This window comes from Levyella massiliensis (genome assembly GCF_000308275.2).
GTDB classification, from domain to species: Bacteria; Bacillota; Clostridia; order Tissierellales; family Peptoniphilaceae; genus Murdochiella; species Murdochiella massiliensis_A.
Genome location: NZ_HG529491.1, coordinates 239,068 through 261,060, shown reverse-complemented (window position 1 = coordinate 261,060; position 21,993 = coordinate 239,068). Strand labels below are relative to the sequence as shown.

The 21,993-nt window shown below is 49.4% G+C and carries 18 protein-coding genes and 2 pseudogenes; 17 read left to right on the top strand and 3 right to left on the bottom strand.

The genetic code is table 11. The annotated features are described in order from the left end of the window. The first annotated feature begins 10 nt into the window (after positions 1-10). From kdpB to BN98_RS06060, 6 genes and pseudogenes are all read left to right on the top strand, one after another. The gene (gene kdpB, locus BN98_RS06080; RefSeq protein WP_019190576.1) at positions 11-2,080 is read left to right on the top strand and encodes a potassium-transporting ATPase subunit KdpB; all 2,070 of its coding nucleotides are present in this window, start codon (positions 11-13) and stop codon (positions 2,078-2,080) included. 14 nt (positions 2,081-2,094) lie between these two features. Then, positions 2,095-2,238, top strand: coding sequence for a hypothetical protein (locus BN98_RS08320; RefSeq protein WP_019190575.1), 144 nt, complete (start codon positions 2,095-2,097; stop codon positions 2,236-2,238). A gap of 13 nt (positions 2,239-2,251) precedes the next feature. Further along, complete coding sequence (gene kdpC / locus BN98_RS06075) at positions 2,252-2,854, top strand: potassium-transporting ATPase subunit KdpC (protein WP_019190574.1); 603 nt, start codon at positions 2,252-2,254, stop codon at positions 2,852-2,854. A 40-nt stretch (positions 2,855-2,894) separates the two neighbouring features. Further along, positions 2,895-5,587: pseudogene (locus BN98_RS06070) on the top strand (ATP-binding protein). Continuing rightward, a complete protein-coding gene (locus BN98_RS06065) occupies positions 5,580-6,281 on the top strand; it encodes a response regulator (RefSeq protein WP_019190573.1) in 702 nt (233 codons plus the stop codon). The pseudogene BN98_RS06070 and the gene BN98_RS06065 overlap by 8 nt, the downstream one beginning before the upstream one ends. 56 nt (positions 6,282-6,337) lie before the next feature. Continuing rightward, positions 6,338-6,666: pseudogene (locus BN98_RS06060) on the top strand (type I restriction endonuclease subunit R, EcoR124 family); the annotation flags it as partial. A 197-nt stretch (positions 6,667-6,863) separates the two neighbouring features. Here BN98_RS06060 and BN98_RS06055 read toward each other — a convergent pair. Then, positions 6,864-8,318, bottom strand: a complete 1,455-nt coding sequence (locus BN98_RS06055; RefSeq protein ID WP_019190572.1) for a nicotinate phosphoribosyltransferase — start codon at positions 8,316-8,318, stop codon at positions 6,864-6,866. Positions 8,319-8,523: 205 nt separating this feature from the next. Between BN98_RS06055 and BN98_RS06050 the strand changes: the two genes are divergently transcribed. The 10 genes from BN98_RS06050 to BN98_RS06005 all read left to right on the top strand — a co-directional run bounded on the left by BN98_RS06050 (position 8,524) and on the right by BN98_RS06005 (position 18,770). Further along, the gene (locus BN98_RS06050; RefSeq protein WP_019190571.1) at positions 8,524-9,180 is read left to right on the top strand and encodes an HAD family hydrolase; all 657 of its coding nucleotides are present in this window, start codon (positions 8,524-8,526) and stop codon (positions 9,178-9,180) included. A gap of 79 nt (positions 9,181-9,259) precedes the next feature. Beyond that, a complete protein-coding gene (locus tag BN98_RS06045; RefSeq protein ID WP_019190570.1) occupies positions 9,260-9,694 on the top strand; it encodes a DUF1622 domain-containing protein in 435 nt (144 codons plus the stop codon). After that, entirely contained in the window at positions 9,681-9,989 is a 309-nt protein-coding gene (gene trxA / locus BN98_RS06040) for a thioredoxin (protein ID WP_019190569.1), read from the top strand. The genes BN98_RS06045 and trxA overlap by 14 nt, the downstream gene beginning before the upstream one ends. After that, a complete protein-coding gene (locus BN98_RS06035; RefSeq protein WP_019190568.1) occupies positions 9,979-10,869 on the top strand; it encodes an NAD(P)/FAD-dependent oxidoreductase in 891 nt (296 codons plus the stop codon). The genes trxA and BN98_RS06035 overlap by 11 nt, the downstream gene beginning before the upstream one ends. 177 nt (positions 10,870-11,046) lie before the next feature. Further along, positions 11,047-11,916, top strand: coding sequence for a DegV family protein (locus BN98_RS06030; protein ID WP_019190567.1), 870 nt, complete (start codon positions 11,047-11,049; stop codon positions 11,914-11,916). Positions 11,917-11,919: 3 nt separating this feature from the next. Next, positions 11,920-13,761, top strand: a complete 1,842-nt coding sequence (locus BN98_RS06025) for a lyase family protein (protein WP_019190566.1) — start codon at positions 11,920-11,922, stop codon at positions 13,759-13,761. A gap of 186 nt (positions 13,762-13,947) precedes the next feature. Beyond that, entirely contained in the window at positions 13,948-14,925 is a 978-nt protein-coding gene (locus BN98_RS06020) for an ATP-binding cassette domain-containing protein (protein ID WP_019190565.1), read from the top strand. Beyond that, positions 14,922-15,983, top strand: a complete 1,062-nt coding sequence (locus BN98_RS06015; RefSeq protein WP_019190564.1) for an extracellular solute-binding protein — start codon at positions 14,922-14,924, stop codon at positions 15,981-15,983. Before BN98_RS06020 ends, BN98_RS06015 begins: the two co-directional genes overlap by 4 nt. A gap of 11 nt (positions 15,984-15,994) precedes the next feature. Beyond that, positions 15,995-17,656: an ABC transporter permease gene (locus tag BN98_RS06010; RefSeq protein ID WP_019190563.1), complete on the top strand. Its 1,662-nt coding sequence runs from the start codon at positions 15,995-15,997 to the stop codon at positions 17,654-17,656. A 1-nt stretch (position 17,657) separates the two neighbouring features. Then, a complete protein-coding gene (locus BN98_RS06005; RefSeq protein WP_019190562.1) occupies positions 17,658-18,770 on the top strand; it encodes an MBL fold metallo-hydrolase in 1,113 nt (370 codons plus the stop codon). Between the two features lie 28 nt (positions 18,771-18,798). Here the strand turns inward: BN98_RS06005 and BN98_RS06000 are convergent, their stop codons facing one another. Next, positions 18,799-19,854: a glycosyltransferase family 4 protein gene (locus BN98_RS06000; RefSeq protein ID WP_019190561.1), complete on the bottom strand. Its 1,056-nt coding sequence runs from the start codon at positions 19,852-19,854 to the stop codon at positions 18,799-18,801. A gap of 184 nt (positions 19,855-20,038) precedes the next feature. After that, a complete protein-coding gene (locus tag BN98_RS08315) occupies positions 20,039-20,497 on the bottom strand; it encodes a hypothetical protein (RefSeq protein WP_154654970.1) in 459 nt (152 codons plus the stop codon). An 80-nt stretch (positions 20,498-20,577) separates the two neighbouring features. Between BN98_RS08315 and BN98_RS05995 the strand changes: the two genes are divergently transcribed. Beyond that, entirely contained in the window at positions 20,578-21,843 is a 1,266-nt protein-coding gene (locus BN98_RS05995) for a Glu/Leu/Phe/Val family dehydrogenase (RefSeq protein WP_019190560.1), read from the top strand. Positions 21,844-21,993: the final 150 nt, after the last annotated feature.

Below are 21,993 nucleotides of genomic sequence, written 5' to 3'. Positions count from 1 at the left end.
ATTTACAGATATGAGTACAAAACAGAAAAGTGCTTTTGCCAACCGGAAAATGCTAGGCAGGGCAGTTAAAGATTCTTTTGTAAAATTAAGTCCGAAAACACAGGCAAAAAACCCGGTCATGTTTCTGGTTTTTGTGTCTGCGATTTTGACCAGCATCCTTTGGCTGGTGTCCCTGTTTGGGTTAAAAGACGCTCCAAGCGGATATACACTGGCGATTGCCGTTATCCTTTGGTTTACCGTGCTATTTGCCAACTTTGCCGAGGCCATTGCAGAAGGCCGAGGCAAAGCACAGGCAGAGTCTCTACGGGCATCCCGTAAGGATGTGGACGCATATAAAATTCCCTCTGTATCGCAGAAGGACAGTGTGACCGTGGTTCTATCCGCCCTGCTGAAAAAGGGGGAACTGGTGATTGTCAAAGCAGGAGAGCAGATTCCGGCAGACGGCGAAGTCGTGGAAGGTGCGGCATCTGTGGATGAAAGCGCTATCACTGGCGAATCCGCTCCTGTAATTCGTGAGGCAGGCGGCGACCGCAGTGCCGTCACCGGCGGCACCACTGTACTGTCGGACTGGATTGTTGTCAGAGTGACCAATGAAGCTGGAGAAAGCTTTCTGGACAAGATGATTGCGATGGTAGAAGGTGCTGCCCGGAAAAAGACGCCTAACGAAATTGCTTTGCAGATTTTTCTGGTAGCCTTGTCCATCATCTTCATTTTGGTGACAGTCTCCCTCTATACGTACTCCATTTTTTCTGCAAAGCTGGCGGGAATTGAGAATCCCACCTCTGTAACAACTCTGGTAGCGCTGTTGGTGTGCCTTGCGCCTACTACCATTGGTGCCTTGCTTTCCGCCATTGGTATTGCCGGTATGTCCCGACTGAACCAGGCAAATGTTCTGGCCATGAGTGGACGTGCCATTGAAGCCGCCGGTGATGTAGACATTCTGATGCTTGATAAAACCGGAACAATCACTCTGGGCAATCGACAGGCATCAGAGTTCATTCCGGTAGATGGTGTAGATATTCGGGAATTGGCGGACGCGGCTCAGCTTTCTTCTCTGGCCGATGAAACCCCTGAGGGCAGAAGCGTTGTTGTGCTGGCAAAGAAAGAGTTTGGAATTCGTGGCAGAAGCCTTCAGGACAAGAATATGCACTTTATCCCATTTACTGCCGTAACCCGTATGAGCGGCGTCGACTTTGACGGCAACGAAATCCGAAAAGGCGCAGCAGACGCCATGCAAAGTTATGTAACCCATGCGGGCGGTATGCATTCTCCGGACTGTGATCGAGTTGTCAAGTCTATTGCGTCCAAGGGCGGCACACCTCTGGTTGTAGCTAAGAACCACAAGATTCTCGGCGTCATCTATCTGAAGGATATTATTAAGCAGGGCGTGAAGGAGAAATTTGCAGATCTACGAAAAATGGGCATCAAGACCATTATGATCACCGGCGACAATCCAATTACTGCTGCGGCCATTGCTGCCGAGGCCGGTGTGGATGACTTCCTTGCGGAAGCAACACCGGAAGGAAAACTGGCAATGATTCGCGATTTTCAGGCAAAGGGTCATTTGGTTGCCATGACAGGCGACGGCACCAACGACGCCCCGGCTTTGGCACAAGCAGACGTTGCAGTTGCCATGAACAGCGGCACACAGGCAGCAAAAGAAGCAGGCAACATGGTGGATTTAGATTCTTCGCCCACAAAGCTTATCGACATTGTGCGCATCGGCAAACAGCTTTTGATGACACGAGGCAGTCTGACTACATTCTCTATTGCCAACGATGTGGCAAAATACTTTGCCATTATTCCAGCGCTGTTTATGGGACTTTATCCAGGCCTGTCTGCTTTGAATATTATGGGGCTGCATTCCCCGCAAAGTGCTGTTCTCTCTGCGATTATTTATAATGCACTCATCATTATTGCGCTCATTCCATTGGCACTGAAAGGTGTGAAATACCGTGAAGTTTCCGCCGGAAAGCTGCTGTCACGGAACCTGCTGATTTATGGTCTGGGCGGTCTGGCAGCTCCCTTTGTCTTTGTGAAGCTGATTGATGTTCTGCTTGTGCTTACGGCTCTGGTATAAGGAGGATGTAAAATATGAATGCGATAACAAAGAAAACAATCTCGTATTTTGAAGTAATTCTTGGAATGACCTTAGCTGTCCTATGTGTGATTACGCTGCGTTTCACCATATGGGAACCGGAATTACTTCAGAAAATTTTTCTCACCATCTTCGGTTAAGGGGGTATATATTATGAAATTAATGAAAAGTGTACTACCAAAGGCAGGTATGATTTTTTTAATCTTTACGCTGCTGTGCGGCGTAGTCTATACGGGTGTTGTCACAGGAATTGCTCAGCTAATTTTTCCGGACAATGCCAACGGAAGTATCATTGAAGTAAACGGGAAAAAATATGGCTGTGAATTACTTGGGCAGCAATATACAGATGAGGCCCATATGTGGGGGCGCATCATAAATATTGATGTTTCAACCTATACGGATAAAAACGGAAAGGCACTGATGTACGCCGCTCCCTCCAACATCTCTCCGGCAAGTCAGGAATATGCACAGCTTGTGGCAGAGCGTGTAGAAAAGCTCCGCAATGCAAACCCTGAAATGGACGAAACAGCTGTTCCAGTGGATCTTGTCACCTGTTCCGGCAGTGGGCTTGATCCCCATATTTCCCCGGCAGCAGCGGAGTATCAGGTAACCCGCATTGCAAAAGCAAATGATATGACCGAAGATGAAGTGCGTGAGATTATCCAAAACTGCACCGACGGACGATTCTTTGGTATCTTTGGTGAAGAGACTGTCAATGTGCTGAAAGTCAATCTGATGTTGGACGGTATTCTGTAAAAGAATCGTCTTTACTTGAGTGACAGATAGAAGGGTTAAAATGGAACTACCAAAACAAGATCCGGATCAGCTCCTTCGTGCGATCCGTAACGATATAACCACTAATGAAAGTGGAAAACTCAAAATCTTTTTTGGTTATGCAGCAGGTGTCGGAAAGACCTATACCATGCTTCAGGCGGCTCACCAAGCTAAGGAGCGCGGCATTGATGTGGTTGCTGGATACATAGAACCCCATGCCCGACCTCAGACAGCGGCACTTTTGGACGGCTTGGAGCAGCTCCCGGTGAAGCAAGTTGCCTATGAGGGAATGATGCTTCGTGAATTTGATATTGACGCCGCATTAAAGAGGAAACCTCAGCTCATCCTGGTGGATGAGTATGCCCACACCAATGCAGAAGGCAGCCGCCATACAAAGCGGTATCAGGATGTCCAGGAACTGCTAAGCGCCGGCATTGACGTGTATACAACTGTGAATGTCCAGCATATTGAAAGTCTCAACGATACTGTGGCATCAATCACCGGAATATTGGTACGGGAGCGCATTCCGGATTCTACTTTCGATCAGGCAGACCAGGTGGAACTAGTGGATATTGAGCCTGCGGAGTTGCTGGAACGACTGGCAAGTGGAAATGTGTACCAGAAAGATCAGGCACAGCGGGCTACTGTTAATTTCTTCACACTTGAAAACCTGACTGCATTGCGTGAGATTGCCCTCCGTCGGTGTGCTGACCGGGTAAATCTGCTGACGGAAAGCGCCAGAGTACAGAGCCGAGGCGATTACCATACAGACGAGCGCATTCTGGCTTGTCTTTCCTCGTCGCCATCCAACGCAAAAATCATTCGGACTGCTGCCAGAATGGCAAGAGCCTTCCGAGGAACATTTACCGCCCTTTATGTGGAAACACCTAACACAGCAACGATGAACGACGAGGATAAAAAACGGTTGCAGTACAATAAACGGCTGGCACAACAACTTGGTGCTACGATTGAGACAACTTATGGCGATGACGTGCCTTATCAAATTGCGGAATTTGCCCGTCTTTCCGGCACTTCTAAAATCGTAATTGGACGAAGTACCATTCTACGAAAAAAGATTTTCAGCAAACCCACCTTGACGGAGCGTCTGATTTTCAGTGCACCGAATTTAGATATTCATGTGATCCCAGACGCTAGCATAGGTTCCGGTTATCAGAAAAAAAGAAAAGGGCACAGGTAGAAACAATATCCCTGCGGGATGTTCTGAAAAGTATACTCGTATTGCTAGCAGCTACATTGATTGGTTGTGGTTTTGACGCCCTTGGATTCACGGAAAGCAATATTGTCGCGGTCTACATATTGGGTGTACTTGTGACCGCCGTTATCACAACCAACCGCCTGTGCGGGATTCTGACTTCGGTTGTCAGCGTGTTGGCCTTTAATTTTTTCTTTACTACTCCGAGACTGACATTTCATTTTAACGATCCGAACTATTTTGTTACCTTTGCCATTATGTTTATGGTAACGCTGCTTTCAGGTTCTCTTGCTAGCCGGCTGAAGGAAAATGCAAAGCAATCTGCCCATACAGCTTACCGCACAAAGATTCTCTTTGAAACCAGTCAGCTTTTGCAAAAAGAACAGGAGGATAAAGCGGTAATCACCGTTACGGCAGGGCAACTCATGAAGCTGTTGAAAAAAGATATCGTCGTCTACCTGTCTGATGGTAAAGGACTTGCCACCCCAAACGTTTTTCGTACTGTTAATAGTTCTCAAGAGAGTTTAATTTCTGAGAATGAGAAAGCAGTCGCCGATTGGGTCTTCCGAAATAACAAACACGCAGGAGCAACGACCGATACATTATCCAGTGCAAAGTGTCTATACCTTGCGATTCGGGTTAACCAGCATGTATATGGGGTAGCTGGTATTGCTGAGAACGGTACTCCGCTGGACTCTTTTGAAAACAGTGTGCTTCTTTCCATTCTTGGCGAGTGTGCATTGGCACTGGAAAACATCAAAAATACCAAGGACAAGGAGGAATCGGCTGTCCTGGCACAAAATGAACAACTTCGTGCCAACCTGCTGAGGGCAATCTCCCATGATCTTCGGACACCTTTGACAGCAATTTCCGGCAGTGCAGACAATTTGCTTGCAAATTATAAAAAGATGGACGATGCACTGCGGGAGCAGACCTTTACTGATATTTATGACGATTCCATGTGGCTAATCAATCTGGTTGAAAATTTGTTGGCAGTCACACGGATTGAGGGCAGACCGGTCAATCTAACTCGGAGTATCGAACTTATGGATGAGGTTGTTTCTGAAGCACTGAAGCACATCAACAGGAAGAGTAAAGAACACACCATTCGCGTGACCAGCGGTAAAGACTTTATCCTTGCCCGCATTGATGCGAAGTTGATCGTTCAGGTGATTATCAATTTGGTTGACAACGCCATCAAATATACCCCTGTCGGTTCAGTAATTGAAATAGACACCGATCAAAAAGGGCAATTGGTCACGGTTTCCGTTTCTGACAACGGCCCTGGGATTCCTGATGAGCAAAAACCCCGTATTTTTGATATGTTTTACAGTGGTACCAATAAAGTGGTCGACAGCTGCAGAAGCCTTGGATTGGGGCTGTCCCTTTGTAAGTCCATTGTGACCGCCCACGGCGGAACGATTTCCGTATCAGACCGTCAGCCAAATGGCACTGTTTTTAAATTTACATTACCTGCAGGGGAGGTAGAACTTAATGAATAAACCTTTGATATTAGTGGTTGAGGATGACCCGTCTGTACGAAATCTCATTACGACCACTTTAAAAACAAATGATTATCGTTATGTGGTAGCACCTAATGGCTCAGCAGCAATTATGGAGGCCACTTCGCACAATCCTGAAATCATCTTACTGGATTTGGGCTTGCCGGATATGGATGGCGTTCAAGTCATTCAAACGGTTCGCTCTTGGTCCAATGTTCCGATTATTGTAATAAGCGCTCGAAGCGAGGATAACGATAAAATCAAGGCGCTGGATGCAGGAGCGGACGATTATTTGACAAAGCCCTTTTCGGTAGAAGAATTGCTGGCACGACTTCGAGTGACGCAGCGAAGACTCTCTCTGATGACGGCAGAGATGTTCACCGCCAGTTCTGTATTTATTGATGGTAAGTTGAAAGTGGATTATGCCGCAGGATGCGCTTATCTGGATAAAAACGAACTTCACCTGACACCCATTGAATATAAGCTGTTGTGCTTGCTGTCAAAGAATGTTGGCAAGGTACTGACCCATACCTTTATCACGCAGAATATCTGGGGCCGCAGTTGGGATAACGATGTAGCTTCGCTGCGGGTATTTATGGCGACATTACGAAAAAAACTTGAGCCAACAGAGGAGTCTCCACAATATATCCAAACACATATTGGTGTGGGCTACCGTATGATGAAAGTAGAATAATGCTATGAGGACGGCCAGTGTTCTCTATGAAAAATAGATGATTGAGTTTCGAACTTCAGATTATCAAAGAAGAAAAGCTGAAAGAACCTGAAACAAGAAAATTCCTTGAGAATGCATTCCGTGACGGTGAAATTAAAACCACAGGTACAGATATTGATAAGCTTATGCCTCCTGTATCTCGTTTCGGTGGCAGAAACAGAGCCGTTAAGAAACAAGGTGTCATCGACAAACTGAAATCATTCTTTGAGAAGTTCTTCGGGGTTGGAGGTCCATTCACTACTGAAAAGCCAAAGTTTTTAATTACGCCGATGCGATGGCTCAACAGTCTGTTTTTATGGTTGCAGAAGATTCCGCAACTCATTGGACAAAGAAAGATGGTGAGTAAATGGATAAGTCTTCTGAAGCAGTCTTAAATAAGCTCACATACCCTTTCAGTACTCGAGCATAAGAAAACGACCATACAGGAGCACTCTTGCTCTTGTATGGTCGTTATTTCTGTTATCCCCGCTTAAAGGCTTTCAGCCGGTTTTCTTTTAATCCCTTACTGAAAACTCCTTTAAGCCGCCTCTTTTTTCTTTACCATTACGGACGAATGCGCTGCTGCGTGCGTGCCAAGAGATCGTGTTTCATATCCCAAACGGCTAAGGACAAATCCACTTTATATTCGTGTGGATTATCGAAGCGCTTGTATTCATCCCAGAGCGTATCTAATTCTTTGGCGCAGTAGTCACGACGGGCATTCAGGGACGGCAGATCATAGACGCATTTGCCGCCGTCAAAGATACGTACTTTCATTTCACGCGCGGTGTAGTCTTCCAGGCGCATGCGCTTCCAAGTGTATACGGGATGGAAGATCTCATAGGGCTTGCTGTCGTCGACTTTTTCGTTCTTCATGGTAATCACATCGGCAATGGCCTTGCCCGTGTCTTTTTCATAGAGACGATAGAAGGTTTTAAAGCCCGGCGTAGTGATTTTTTCGACATTTTCGGAGATCTTAATGCGCGGTTCAAAGACGCCGTCATTCTCTAGGCCGACAAGCTTATAGACACCGCCGAAAACGGGCGAGGACTTGGAGGTAATGAGGTTTTCGCCTACGCCGAAGCTATCAATCTTAGCGCCTTGCGCCAGAATGTCTTCAATACGATATTCATCCAGAGAATTGGAAGCAACGATTTTGGCATCTTTATGGCCGGCTTCATCCAGCATGACGCGAGCTTTTTTACTCAGATAGGCAATATCGCCGGAGTCAAGGCGAATGCCGCCGGCAATGCCCTTGGGCTTTAACACGTCGTCGAAAACGCGAATGGCGTTGGGCACGCCGCTAGAAAGCGTATCGTAGGTATCCACTAAGAGCGTAGCGTTCGTAGGATAAATTTCCGCATAGGTTTTGAATGCTTCGTATTCCGTCGGGAAGAGTTGCACCCACGAGTGCGCCATGGTGCCCAGCGCGGGCACACCAAAGCGCTGATCGGATAGGGTATCGGCCGTGCCGACACAACCGCCAATGTAGGCTGCGCGTGCGCCCAATGTTGCGGCATCCGGACCCTGCGCGCGGCGAGAACCGAATTCCATGACCGGACGACCCTGTGCCGCTCGCACGATACGGCTGGCTTTAGTGGCAATCAGAGACTGATGATTCACCAGTAACAGGAGCATCGTTTCGATCAAGCTGGTCTGGGCCATCGGTCCGCGCACCGTAATCAGCGGCTCGCCGGGGAAGACCACGCTGCCATCGGGTACGCACCAGACATCGCAGGTAAAGTGCAGATCCTTCAGATAGGCCAGGAAGGCATCGCTATAAATCTTCTTGCTTCGGAAAAAGGCAATATCGTCATCCGAAAAGTGGAAGTCTTTCAGATAATCAATGATGGATTCCAAGCCCGAGAAGATCGCAAAGCCGGCATCATCGGGGTTTTTGCGATAGTAGAGGTCGAAATAACCGATGGTATCGTGTATGCCTCGTTCAAAATAGCCGTTTGCCATGGTCATCTCGTAATAATCGAAGAGCATGGCCAGATTTTCATCTGATCGTTTCATTCCAATCCTTCTTTCTGCAGGTGCATAGGAAACGTTTTTATTCTCATTAGTGATACATTTTATCACATTTTTGCATAGGATACCTTTTGCCGATGTGGGGCTTCTCGGCGCTTGGCCCTTTATTATAAAATAAGACAATCGATGAAGATAACGAAATGAGACAGGCTATAAAATTGGCTCATCGATGCAAGAGAAAGGAGAAAAGGTGAAAACAGTCATCCTTTTTGATTTAGACGGAACCTTATTGTATACCTTGCCGTCCATTACAGCAGCGCTGAATCGTACGCTGGAGCGCTATGGGCTTTCGGCGATATCCCTAGAGCGCGTGCGCGAATTGGTAGGAAACAGCTCACGTTACCTAGTCGAGCATACGCTGGATGAAACGGGCGGCGCCGCGTGGTCGGCGGAAAAGCGTACAGAATTTTTGGATGCCTATAACGGCGATTATCTCTCCCATCCGATTGAGGGCACGCATCCCTATGAAGGCATTGCAGATTTATTGCAGGCCTTAAAGGCTGCCGGCAAAACGCTCTGGGTATATTCCAATAAGCCGGATGCCATTGCGAAAGAGGTGGTTAAGCACTTTTTTGGCGATACGCTGGATGTGGTGCGTGGCTTTCGTGAGGATACACCGCGCAAGCCGGATCCGACCGGTGTGTTTTGTATGATGGAAGAGGCCGGCGTTAAAAAAGAGGACATGTACTACGTCGGAGATAGTGAAGTGGACTGGAAACTGGGAAAAGCGGCGGGGCTTGAGACCATTATGGTGAGCTACGGCTTCCGTACGCGAGAAGAGCTGTTGCGGACGACGGACGCGGATCCGGTGGCCAGTGTGGAGGCATTGCATCAGATGCTGCTTTAACCGGCAGCATGGAAAGGCAGGTAAGCCGTCGCCCTTACGTGGCGGCGCAGCCCTTTAGAACCCCTGGAAAGGAGCCGTTATGGCATGGTTTCATAGCTTACTTTCGTACTCGATCTTTGTGGTGGATCTCGTTGGCTATCTTGTGATCATCACGTCCGTACTGTACAGCCTCTATGAATTTGCGGTCGTGGATCGGTTTAATATGCACTTGTTCTACCACAATACCACGTTAATGCATGGTATAGCGATTGCGCTGGAGCTGTTAATGGCGGCGGAAGTATTGAAGACGATGCTTGCCATTCATCTTAGCGATGTGCTTTTGTTGTCGGTTCTGATCGTTTTAAGGGTATTCCTAGGGTACACGGTTCGTAAGAATCATGTGGATGAGGAATATGTGGACAAGCTGAAGCAGCGTCATCATATACGAAAAGAAATACTCGATCATCAGAAACGACTGCGAGAGGAGCAGAATCGGAGTCGAACCACAGAGGAGGAACGATATGAAGAAGATTGATACGCAAGAATTTAAGACTCTCGTATTGGAGGGAAAAGGGGCATGCCTGGTCGATTTTTCGGCGACCTGGTGCGGTCCGTGCCAGATGCTGGCACCGGTGCTGGAAGAAATCAGCGCGGAGGGGCACACGGTTTATTCGGTAGACGTGGATGAAGAGTCGCCATTGGCTATGCAGTACATGGTGTCCAGCGTACCGACGATGCTTTTCTTTAAAGACGGCGAAAAAAAGGAGCAATTGATCGGCTTGACACCGAAACAGACCATCTTAGATAAGCTCGCCTATTATGAAAACTGAAACAACAGGTATTTATGATGTAGCCGTTGTCGGTGCCGGTCCAGCCGGTTTGGCGGCGGCGCTTAATGCGGCCGTGCGTCGAAAAGCAGTCGTCCTTTTCGGCGCTTCACGCAGTGAACGTCTGTTGCGGACGGACTCTGTCGAAAATTATTTGGGCTTGCCGGGTGAGTCGGGCGCTTCTTTGTTAGATAAATTCGCAGCGCATGTGGAGCAATTTTCCAATATCGAGCGTCGTCGGGAAAATGTACAGATCATTTATAACATGGGAGATGCCATCGGGCTTCTTTTAGCGGGCAATGCCATCGTGAAAGCGCATAGCGTGGTTTTGGCCACGGGTGTAAGCTTTGGCAAGCCGTTACCGGGAGAGGAACAGTATCTCGGCAAGGGCGTCGGCTATTGTGCGACCTGTGATGCCGCTTTGTATAAAAATCGCCCGGTCATTGTCGTCGGTTATAACGAGGAATCGGCCGAAGAAGCCAATTTCATTGCGGAAACGGCTTCGTCCACGGTTTTTGTCAATTGCACGGGACGCAGTCTGCCGCTTTCGGAAAAGGTGCGTGAAGTGCAACAAAAGCCATTAGAGATTATCGGTTGCGACCATGCCGAAGGCCTGCGTCTTGAAGATGAGGTGATTTCGGCCGATGGCATTTTTCTGTTGCGCGATGCTCGTGCGGCAGACACGCTGGTGCCGGGTATTGCCTTAGAAGGTCGTCATGTGGCCGTGGATGCCGGCATGGCTACGAATCTTCCCGGGATCTTTGCCGCCGGAGATCTGGTGGGACTGCCCTATCAAATCAACATAGCCTGCGGACGCGGCCAGTTGGCCGGGTTATCCGCGGCACGCTATGCGACGGCCCAGACGGCAAAAAAGAGGGCTTAACCCTCTATCGCAGCTGTGTTTTTTGCTCAAAATCATGTTATAACCCGCAAGAGACGCGACAAAGCGCGCACGGTTCATCTTGACAGGAAGAATCTGCCTTACTATAGTTTATTTTGTGAACCATTTGCGTTGGAGACGATACCAGAACACGTTCATCTCTTGAGGAAAGGAACCGATATGGCAATCCGAATTATTGTTGATTCCGCCAGTGACTATACAAAAGAAGAAGCCGAACAAGCAGGATTTTTATTTGCGCCCATGGGCATCTCGTTTGGAGAAAAAGCCTATTGGGACGGGGTCAATCTGACCAAAGAAGAGTTCTACCATGAATTGGTGGATGAAGGAGGCTACCCGGTGACCAGCCAGCCTTCGCCGAAACTGCTGATGGATCTTTTTCAGTCTGTTGTGGATGCGGGCGACAGCGCCATTATGATTACCATGGCCAGTGCACTTTCCGGAACCTTCCAAACCGCAGCCATGATTGCGGAGGACTACGCCGGTAAAATTGCTGTGATCAATTCCGGTACGGTTTCCATCGGCGAACGCATGATCATCCGCGAGGCCGTAAAGATTGTCGAAACAGCGGCATCGCTGGAAGAAGCAGCGGATGCGATTCGTGAACGAGTACGGCATCTCTATCTGTTTGGGTATTTGGACCAATTGGAATACCTGAAACGCGGGGGACGTATTTCCCCGGCGATGAACTTTTTGGCCAATTTGTTTTCGGTGAAACCCATTATCCATGTCTGCCATGACGGCTTGGATCTGTGCAAAAAAGCGCGTGGAAAACAAAAAGCATGGAAAGAGCTGGCCACTCTGGTGGAGGAAATGCCGGGTTTGGAAAAGGATCACCTTATGTACGGTTATACCGGTACCAGCGATGCCTACGTTTATGAATTTATGAAACAAAATACGACGTTGCCGGCTTCACCGGCGGATCGGATTCAAATCGGCTCGACCATCGGGACACATGCCGGTCCGGGGTGTCTTGCGATTGCCTTTTTTGCGGATCCGACAGATATGATGTCGGAAGATAAACAGGGTTAAGGCATGGCAAGCCTGGAAGAAGCCATGATTCATGCGTGGCTGGAGATCAATATGGTGGTGCGTGAAAATCGCCTGATGGATAGCTTGACCCTGAATGAAATTGCCGTGTGCCATTATATGCATTGCTCGGAACAAAAGGGCCAACCCTTTGTGACGGCCACAGAATTATCTAAGCGTATGCAGCTGTTTAAGTCCCAGATCAATGCGCTGATTTCCAAGATGGAAAAACGGGGCATGATCGAAAGGCGTCGTAACCGCAGCGATCAGCGTGTGCAGGAGTTGGTGTTGACCTCCAAGGGCGAAGAACTCTATCGCAAGGAACACGCGCAAGTTTTACAGATCGTGAAGCGTATCATTCCCCGTTTGGGAGAGGAACGCGCCCAACGCCTGGTCGAAGATTTGTTGCAAGCTGGCGATGTGTCGCGCCGTGTTTTAGCGGAGAAAGAAGGGGAAAGCATGCAGGAAGTGTTTGTTCCGACAGAAAAGATGCGCATGGAGAAGGATGCGCTCGGCGAAGTGCCTGTTCCGGAGACGGCGTATTGGGGCGCGCAAACGGAGCGCAGCCGACACCATTTTCCCACCGATGGCGGTACCATGCCGCTTGAAGTGATTCACGCCCTGGCGCGCATTAAAAAGGCAGCCGCTGGTGTCAATGTGAAACTGGGGGTGTTGGACGAAGAGCGAGCACAGAAAATTGACGAAGTGTGCGAAGAGATTTTAGAGGGCAAACTGGACACGCATTTTCCGCTCTCCATCTGGCAAACCGGCAGCGGTACGCAGAGTAATATGAATGTGAATGAGGTCATTGCGCATCGCGGCAACGCATTAGCCGGCAAAAAACTGTTACATCCGAACGATCATGTGAATCGTTCGCAAAGCTCGAACGATGTGTTTCCGAGCGCCATGCACATTGCGGCGCGCGAACTCACGGAAACGCGCCTCTTACCCGCCCTGCACGAATTGGTGCAGGCGTTTCGTGATAAAGAAGAGCACATGCGTTCCATCATTAAAACCGGACGCACACACCTGCAGGATGCCACGCCCCTAACCGCAGCGCAGGAGATTTCTGCCTGGCGCGTGGCCCTTGAAGAGGATGCCAAGGCCATTAAAGCGGCCTCCGACGCCTTGGGGGCGCTTCCCATCGGCGGAACAGCCGTGGGCACCGGCCTTAATGCGCCGAAAAACTATGACACGATGATGTGCGAAGCGCTTTCGGCACAAACAGGACTGTCCTTTAAGCCGTTGGACAATAAATTCTACGGTCTGTCCATGAAATCGCCCCTGCATCGCCTCCACGGCAGCTTCAAATCCTTGGCAGCAGATCTTAACAAAATCGCCAATGATATTCGCTTCCTTTCCTGCGGCCCGCGTTGCGGCATTGGCGAATACCGCATTCCTGCCAATGAACCGGGCAGTTCCATTATGCCGGGGAAGGTGAACCCCACACAGGTGGAATCCATCACCATGATTGCGTTACAGGTCATGGGTAACGATGTGGCGGTAGGTATGGCTGCCGCTTCCGGCCAGATGCAGCTTAACACCTACATGCCCTTAATCATTCACAACGTACTGGATTCGGCGCGCCTCTTGGCCAGCGGCATGATCTGCTTCCGCCAGTTCCTGGTGGAAGGATTGGAAGCCGATGAAACCGTCATGAAACGCCTGTTGAATAACTCTTTAATGCTCGTTACGGCGTTATCGCCGCACATTGGCTACGATGCAGCCTCGAAGATTGCGCACACTGCGCACGAAGAAGGTATTACCTTGAAAGAAGCGGCGCTAAAGAGCGGTCTGGTGAAAGAAGAGGAGTACGATACGCTGGTCGATCCGGCAAAGATGGTATAAGAGGTCAGAGCCATTGGACCGGAACGCCGCGTGCGGATCCAAAAAACAACAAAGGGTCGCGTTTCAATGCTTAAGCGTTGAAACGCGCCTTCTTATTTTTACATAAATTTTTCATTACACGCCTCCCTCCTTAACATTCCCCCGGTACACTCTTTTTTATAAGTGACAAAACGAGAGGGGTTGTCCATGGAAATTCAACTGAAAAAGATATCCAAGCGCTTTGCAGGAAAAACCGTGATTTTTCCCTTGGACTTAACCATTACCGATGGCAGTTTCACAACGCTTCTCGGCCCTTCCGGCTGTGGAAAGACGACCTTACTCCGCATGATTGCAGGCCTTGAAACGCCGGACGAAGGGGAGATTTTTCTGGATGATGTCTGCGTCTTTTCGAAGGCGAAGGGCATTTATGTGCCGCCGGAAAAACGAGGTCTTGCCTTTGTGTTTCAGGATTTTGCGCTGTGGCCGCATATGAGCGTCTTTGAAAACGTAGCTTTCGGTCTGCGTGCCCGACAGGAGACGGTGCATTTAGCGGAGCGCGTGCGCGAGGCATTAGCCACCGTACACTTGGAGGACATGGAGAAGCGCTATCCGCACCAGCTTTCTGGTGGGCAGCAGCAACGCGTGGCATTTGCGCGAGCGATAGCTATTCACCCGGGTTGCATTCTTTTTGATGAACCGCTTTCGGCGTTGGACGCCCTACTGCGTGAGGAAATGCGACACGAGCTCAAAGAACTGACGGCATCGCTACAAATCACATCGATCTTTGTGACGCATGACCAGACAGAAGCCATGAGCATGAGCGATCAAATTGCGGTGATGCATGATGGCCACGTGGAACAGGTTGCAGCGCCCGAAGAGATATATCATCGCCCTGCCACGCGCTTTACCGCCCACTTTGTCGGCAAATCGAACTGGATTACGCCGGATGCGCTGTTTCGGCCGGAATCCGCCGTAGAAACAGAAAGTCCGGGCGCCCAACGCTATGACTTAAAAGTCGAAACGGCGCAGTATCTGGGCGATGCCTATGAATTGATGGCCCCGTATGGGGAAGCCTTATGGACCATTCGCAGCCGCCGGAAAAAAGCGTCCGGTGATGCGTTGACGATATACGTTCATCCGGAACAAATCATTGCATTTTCAAACGAGAGAGGAGAAACACGATGAAGAAGATGGCAGGCCTTTTATTGGCTATTTGTCTGTGCTTGGGGCTTTCCGCTTGCGGGCAGTCGCAGGACGCGCCTAAAGAGAGCACAGCGGAGAGTACGTCGCAGGTGACGGAGAGTAAAGAAGAGAGCAACGCGAAAGACGGTGAGAAATTATCCGGCAAAGTGACGGTGTACATGCCGAGTCCAGCGAAACTTGCCGATAAATTGGCAGCTGCCTTTACGGAGGAGACGGGCGTGAAAGTGGAGCAGTTTCAGGGCACGACCGGTGAGATCCTGGCGCGTCTGGAAGCAGAAAACAAAAATCCGGTGGCGGATGTGGTTATTCTGGCCTCTTGGTCGGATGGCTTACGCATGAAAAATGACAATAAGCTGGATACTTTTAAGCCTGCGAAGGCGGATAAAATCAATGAAGGTTTCTTGGATGCGGAGAATACGCTCTTCGGCTACAGCGCCTCAGCGGTGGGTGTGATTTATAACACAAAACTGGTGCCGGAACTCAATGCGGACTGGAAAGAACTGGCCGATGCCAAGTATAAAGATAACATTGCTATTCCGGATCCCGAAAAATCGGGCGCTTGCAAGGACTTTTTAGCCGGCTTTGTGACGGGCATACCGGAAGGCGAGGCCATCATGAAGAGCTGGGCAGACAACGGTTTGATGGTACCGGGTGCCAATAAAGCGGCGCTGGAAGCCATCACGACAGGCGAAAAGGGGATCCTTGTTGCCGGTGTGGATTACAATGCCTATTCCTCCATAGCGAAAGGCGAACCCCTGCAGATTTACTATCCGAAGTCGGGCACCGTCGTCAATCCGCGTCCGGCAATGATTTTGAAGACAGCGCCGAACAAAGCTAATGCGCAGGCCTTTATTGACTTCCTGTTCAGCGATAAAGCGCAAAAGATGATTGCTGATGCGTATCTGATTCCGGGTCGCAGCGATGTGAAAAACGACAAGCGCACGAATCTCTCCGAGATTCCGCAGATCAAAACGGATTGGAAAAAGATGATGGATACGGCGTCGGATACTGCCGCGAAGTTAAACAGCCTTTGTAAATAAGGGAGAGTGCGATGAGAACGCAAGCGCTAAAAAAGAAGCTGCCGCTAACGATGTTGTTGCTGCTTCTGAGCGGCTTGATTCTCTGCCCTCTGCTGGCGGTTTTTGCCCAGGCGGTCATCCGAGATGGCCGCCTGGATTTTTATCAGGCATGGGCGAGTATCAGCAATGCAAAAAACGTGCAAACCATCGTCAATTCGTTGCTGCTTGGCGTAAGCGTGGTTCTGTGCGCTTCGCTCATTGCGCTTCCGACGGCCTTCCTGCTGGCGCGTACGAAGCTGGGGCAGAAGCGATGGCTGGATATAGTCTTCATGATCCCTTTTATGACGCCGCCCTATATTGCCTCCATGGGCTGGATTCTCTTTATGCAAAAGAAGGGATTGTTTCAGCAGCTTTTTCCGGCAACGGGCGATTGGTCGGAGCATTTTTTCTGTTTCGGGGGATTGGTGTTGGTCATGAGTCTGCATGTATTTCCCTTCCTCATGACGATGATGAAAAATGCCATGCTCAATATTCCGGCCAGTTTGGAAGAAAGCGGTGCGGTCTTTGGCGCCGACTTCGGTATGCGGCTACGAAAAATTTTTGCGCCTCTGCTTACGGGAAACTACGCCATCGGGGCACTACTGGTATTCGTAAAGACATTGTCGGAATATGGCACGCCGTATACGTTGGGACGTCGCATCGGCTTCTATGTGTTCACGACGGATATTCATCGCTACTCGACGACGGCACCCATTGACTTCGGCCGTTCTGCCAGTCTCTCTGCCATTCTCATCGGTATTTGTATGGTCATGTGGCTGTTGCAAAATTTCGTGACTGAGAAAAGCAGTTATGGCTTGTTGAGCGGTAAGGGCAGTCGCACAACAGAACTAGCCCTGTCTTGGCCGGGAAAAATTCTATCCGGCGTTTGGATCGGCTTAGTGATCCTGTTTGCCATCGGCGTGCCGTATTTCTCAATTATTTCTACGTCTCTTATTAAATTGCGTGGCTTTGGCCTGGCGGCAGGAAATTTTGTGTTGGATCACTATGCGGAGTTGTTTCAGAGTCCGAGGGCGCTCTCCGCTATTTGGAATAGCCTGATCTTAGCGGTTTCCGCGGCGAGTATCTGTTCGCTTCTGGGAACCATTGTCGTGTTGTTTGCGCAACGGGCAAAAGGCGTATGGAAAAAATTGCTGGAAGGAATCAGCCTGCTGCCGGAAATGCTGCCGAGTATTGTGTTGATCATCGGTATCATGCTGTTTTGGAACGCCATTTATAAAATACTTCCCCTGTACAATACATTGGGCATCATGATTCTGGCGTATGTGGTGTTGTATTTGCCTTATACCGTGCAGTATGTGACTTCCGCTTTTACGCAAATCAATCCGCATTTGCTTGAGGCCGGACGCAGTTTTGGCGCCTCGCCACACTATGTGTTTCGTCATATCACGCTGCCTTTGATTTCTCGTGGCATTATTGCCGGAGGGATGATGATTTTTATCATCGCCTTTCGTGAATTGGTGACGGCTAGCCTGATTGCACCGCCAAACACCCTCGTGGTTTCCACCTACATCAATCGGGAGTTTGAACAGGGCAGTGTCTCTTCCGGTATGGCGATGGCCGTTCTCTGTGTATTGATCACCTGTGCGGCATTGCTCCTTTTCAATCATTTTACCGACGACAGAAAGGACGCATAAGATGTTGCTGAAGGTAGCCGGTGGTGTGGGGGAACACGGTCGCAATTGCTTTTATGTGGAGAGCAAAACCCTACATTTTTTGGTGGATTGTGGTTTGATGGCGGAAAATCCGGCTGATCCCAATCCGCATTTGTCATACACACAGATCCGTCGTCTGGACGCGGTGTTTCTGACGCATTCGCACAGCGACCACAGTCGAGCACTACCCTGGCTACGAGAATCCGGTTTCACGGGTCCTGTTATTGCCACGGCAGAATGTTTCCGTCAGCTTTCTTTTCCGGTGGGAGAGAGTATTCCGCTGGAGAGCCTTTCCCAAGGCAGAAATGCGACTTACAAAGGGCTCTCTATTTTTTGGGGACGCACGGGCCACTGCCCCGGTGGCGTTTGGTTTCGTTTCACGGATGGCAACGCAGCGATATTGTTTTCGGGAGACTATACGGAAAACGCGCAGCTTTATGCCTGCGATCCGATTCGTAACCAGGTCGCACAATGGGCGGTGTTGGATTGTGCCTATGGAAAAAATAACGTACGCTATGAAGAAGCCTGTCAGGCTATAAAAAAACGAGCGAAAGAAATTTTAGACGAGAGGGGACTGCTGGCTCTGCCGGTGCCGCGTTACGGGCGAGGGCTCGAGCTCTTAAAACTGCTGGAAGCACTGGGGGAGGCGTATCCTTTTTATGGCGATTCCACCTTTGTTGAAAATTTTTATCGTCTCCGCCATGAAACATTTTGGTTTGATAAAGCAGTTTTCCACAGCGCAGCGTATGAGGCCGACAGGGAAAAAGATAGTTCGATTTTTGCGCATACCCCTAAGGCCTATACTGGTGAAGCGCGTGGCATTGTTTTTATCAGCGATGCTCAGTTGCAAAAAGGAAAAGCACAGCAACTCGTCAGCACTTTGTTAGAACGTGACTGCCGCGTGATGGCGACAGGAACTATCGAAAAAAATTCCTTTGCCGCTACATTGCAGGAAGAGGGAAAACTCGAGCAACTTTTTTATCCGGTACATCTGCACATGGCTCAATTTCGGACGCTATGTGCACAAAATCATTTTCAGAAAGCAATCCCTTACCATACGAAAGATTTTTCAAAACAAGACATATGGCAGGCATAATAAGTTGTCCCCTTGCGCTTGTGTCGGATTATTTGCTTTTTTTCATCAGCAACGGTTTGCGCTTGCCTTCATGAGCTTCATAGACATGGTGATAATACGCAATCCATTTCTGCGCGATGGAATCGGCAGAGTAATCGTCGGCAATTTTTTTGGAATACGTCAATGCTTTGTCATAAAAGGCGGGGTCTTGTCTTAAATGTAGCAAGAGGTCGGCAAAGCCTGCGTTGTCCGAAGCACGTAGGTAGTCCGTAAAGTAGATGACGCGGTAAAGATCCAGATCGCGCAAAACGATGGGCAAGCCGCTGTTGACGGCTTCAATGACGGCCATCGGGAACAGCTCCGCATAGGAAGGCATGAAGAGGACGTCCATCGCGTTGTAGAGAGCGTTCATTTCCTCACGGGGAACGATATCCAAAAAATGTACATTCGCGGGCGGATTGGCCATTTGCTCTTTCAAATCCTTATAGCCATCGGTAAATGCGCCGAATGAGAAGCCACCGGCCCAATAGAACTGGAGCTGTGGACAACGCTTGGCCACGTCCAGAAAATCCATGACGCCTTTGCGCGTCTGGACTTGTCCCACCGATATCACATTGAAGGCTTCCGGATCGATTCCATAGCGATCATAAATCAGAGGATGTTCGCCGCGCGCGGGACGAAACACAGAGGCATCTACCACATTGGGCAGATAGGTGATATGTTCGCGCGGTAATTGATAGGCCTCCAGGGCATCAATGAAATAGGGATTGACGACAACCAGTTCGTCAGCGCTCTTGTACATTTTCATGACATAACTGCTAAAGAGCTTGTCAAAGGGCGGCGTGAGCTGAATGCTTCCCTCCAGAGTATCCGGCAGAAAATGAACATGCATGACGACAGGGACTTTGGCGGCCAGCATTTGTGCATAACTGAGCGGATGCACTGTGTGGACATGGCAAATGTCCGCATTCTTAGCGGTATTGGCTTGTATTCTTAATTCTCCCTTTGCATGGGTTTCTAAAAGGTGGATTAATTCATTAGTAGCGGAACCGACACCCTGCCCGGCAACGTTATTGCCTGGCGTAATCATGTTGATCGTAAGCATGTTTTTCCTTTCTGTCCGGACGACTCGGATAGTTCGAGAGACAGCACTGTGCGCTGAAGTCGTCGCATACACTGTGCTTTAATGATTCTAGGATACGGATAGAACATGTTCAAATCATGTAGAAGGTGTTGCTTGACGGAAGGAGAGGCGTGCTTACGCTGAAAGCGATAGCCGCATGGCATGGTTAAGTTTGACGATATTTTGACAAACGAAGCATATTATGCAGGCGGACTGGAAAGAGATTACCAAATTCAATGACTTTGCTTTCGATATAGAATGTGGGTAAGGTCTCGGATGAGGGTAGCATTTCCTCTTGGCAGGCTTGACAAGAAAGCGTTTTTCCTTCATTCTGAAGAGGGACGTCTTTTTTGACCTGTCTTCTCCGAATATAAGCATTTGTAGATGAAGCAGCAGCAGGAATGTCGATTTGGATCAGATTTCTTCTTTTCCCGATGCCGTTTTTATTGTTGCGCCATCTTCTCCCAACGCTTCCGGTTTGAGAATAACTTCCTACGGATAGCGAGGTCACCACTGCTGATGCGGCAGAACCGATGTGCGAAGTTGTTCGTACACTGTTTTGCGGGAATCGGCTCATGGGGAGAAAATCGTATTCATGGCAGCCGGTGACGTTGCCGCGTTTCAAAAAGTCGCCGAACGTAAGGGATGTGTTCGGTCGACAGGTCAACGTTCAAAACTGAATGTTGAATCTTTGGGAGGGAAAAAATGACAGATACTTTAAACCCACTGGTAGCTGCACAGGAAAAAGTAAAAGCCGCATGTGACAAGTTGGGCGCTGATCCGGCAGTGTATGAGCTGTTGAAAGAGCCCCAGCGTACGATCGAGATCAACATCCCCGTTAAAATGGATGATGGTTCTCTGAAAGTTTTCAAGGGTTGGCGCGCAGCGCACAACTCGGCAGTCGGCCCCTGCAAGGGCGGCGTACGTTTCCATCCGAACGTCAACGCTGACGAAGTGAAAGCTTTGTCTCTGTGGATGACCTTCAAGGGCGGCGCTCTGGGCCTTCCGTACGGCGGCGGCAAGGGCGGCATCTGCGTAGATCCGGCTGAGCTCTCCAAGAAAGAGCTGGAACAACTCTGCCGCGGCTATGTTCGTGGTCTGTACAAATACCTCGGCGAGCGCATTGATATTCCGGCACCGGATGTCAATACGAACGGCCAGATCATGAGCTGGTTCATGGATGAATACATCAAACTGAACGGCGAAAAGATGGATCTCGGCACCTTCACCGGTAAGCCGGTTGAATTTGCCGGTTCTTTGGGACGTAACGCGGCTACGGGCTTTGGTGTTTCCATCGTGGTTCGTGAAGCAGCTAAGCGCTTCGGCTTGGACATCAAAACGGCTAAGATTGCTGTACAGGGCTTCGGCAATGTCGGTAACTTCACGGTAAAGAGCATCAACCGTCAGGGCGGAAAAGTTTGCGCTTTGGCTGAATGGGATCGTAAAGAAGGCAACTATGCTCTCTACAACGAGAACGGCCTCGACTACGACAAGATGTGGGCTTATAAACAAGAGCATGGCACGCTGATCGGCTTCCCGGATGCAAAACAGATCTCGGAAGAGGAATTCTGGACGGGCTCCTATGACATCCTGATTCCGGCAGCTTTGGAGAACGTCATTACGGGCGATTTGGCCAAGAAATTGAACGTCAAACTGGTTTGCGAAGCCGCTAACGGCCCGACCACTCCGGAAGGCGACAAAGTTTTGGCAGAGAAGAATATCGCGCTGACGCCGGATATCCTGACCAACAGCGGCGGCGTTCTGGTTTCCTACTATGAGTGGGTACAGAACCAGTACGGCTACTACTGGACAGAGGAAGATGTAGAGCAGAAGCAGGAAGCGGATATGATGAAAGCTATCGAAGGTGTCTTCGGCATCTGCGACGAATACAACGTCACTCCGCGTGAAGCTGTCTACATGTACGCAATTCAGTCCATCGATAAAGCGATGAAACTGCGTGGCTGGTATTAATCCCTCTCTTACCACGATTGCGTAAGCAAAGAATAAAAAGCAAACCACCCCTCGATGCTCGTCGAGGGGTGGTTTTTTTTACGTTACGAAAAACGCGAATTCGTAACACATATATTACTTAAAATTCACAAAGTCCTCTTCCATAAGTAG

Excerpts from the sequence above, each read along its gene's own strand:
- BN98_RS06020 (WP_019190565.1), top strand. The coding sequence starts at position 13,948 with ATGGAAATTCAACTGAAAAAGATATCCAAGCGCTTTGCAGGAAAAACC.
- BN98_RS06030 (WP_019190567.1), top strand. The coding sequence starts at position 11,047 with ATGGCAATCCGAATTATTGTTGATTCCGCCAGTGACTATACAAAAGAA.
- BN98_RS06010 (WP_019190563.1), top strand. The coding sequence starts at position 15,995 with ATGAGAACGCAAGCGCTAAAAAAGAAGCTGCCGCTAACGATGTTGTTG.
- BN98_RS06045 (WP_019190570.1), top strand. The coding sequence starts at position 9,260 with ATGGCATGGTTTCATAGCTTACTTTCGTACTCGATCTTTGTGGTGGAT.
- trxA (WP_019190569.1), top strand. The coding sequence starts at position 9,681 with ATGAAGAAGATTGATACGCAAGAATTTAAGACTCTCGTATTGGAGGGA.
- BN98_RS08320 (WP_019190575.1), top strand. The coding sequence starts at position 2,095 with ATGAATGCGATAACAAAGAAAACAATCTCGTATTTTGAAGTAATTCTT.
- kdpC (WP_019190574.1), top strand. The coding sequence starts at position 2,252 with ATGAAATTAATGAAAAGTGTACTACCAAAGGCAGGTATGATTTTTTTA.
- BN98_RS06025 (WP_019190566.1), top strand. The coding sequence starts at position 11,920 with ATGGCAAGCCTGGAAGAAGCCATGATTCATGCGTGGCTGGAGATCAAT.
- BN98_RS06065 (WP_019190573.1), top strand. The coding sequence starts at position 5,580 with ATGAATAAACCTTTGATATTAGTGGTTGAGGATGACCCGTCTGTACGA.
- BN98_RS06015 (WP_019190564.1), top strand. The coding sequence starts at position 14,922 with ATGAAGAAGATGGCAGGCCTTTTATTGGCTATTTGTCTGTGCTTGGGG.
- BN98_RS06055 (WP_019190572.1), bottom strand. The coding sequence starts at position 8,318 with ATGAAACGATCAGATGAAAATCTGGCCATGCTCTTCGATTATTACGAG.
- BN98_RS06000 (WP_019190561.1), bottom strand. The coding sequence starts at position 19,854 with ATGCTTACGATCAACATGATTACGCCAGGCAATAACGTTGCCGGGCAG.
- BN98_RS06005 (WP_019190562.1), top strand. The coding sequence starts at position 17,658 with ATGTTGCTGAAGGTAGCCGGTGGTGTGGGGGAACACGGTCGCAATTGC.
- BN98_RS05995 (WP_019190560.1), top strand. The coding sequence starts at position 20,578 with ATGACAGATACTTTAAACCCACTGGTAGCTGCACAGGAAAAAGTAAAA.
- BN98_RS06035 (WP_019190568.1), top strand. The coding sequence starts at position 9,979 with ATGAAAACTGAAACAACAGGTATTTATGATGTAGCCGTTGTCGGTGCC.
- kdpB (WP_019190576.1), top strand. The coding sequence starts at position 11 with ATGAGTACAAAACAGAAAAGTGCTTTTGCCAACCGGAAAATGCTAGGC.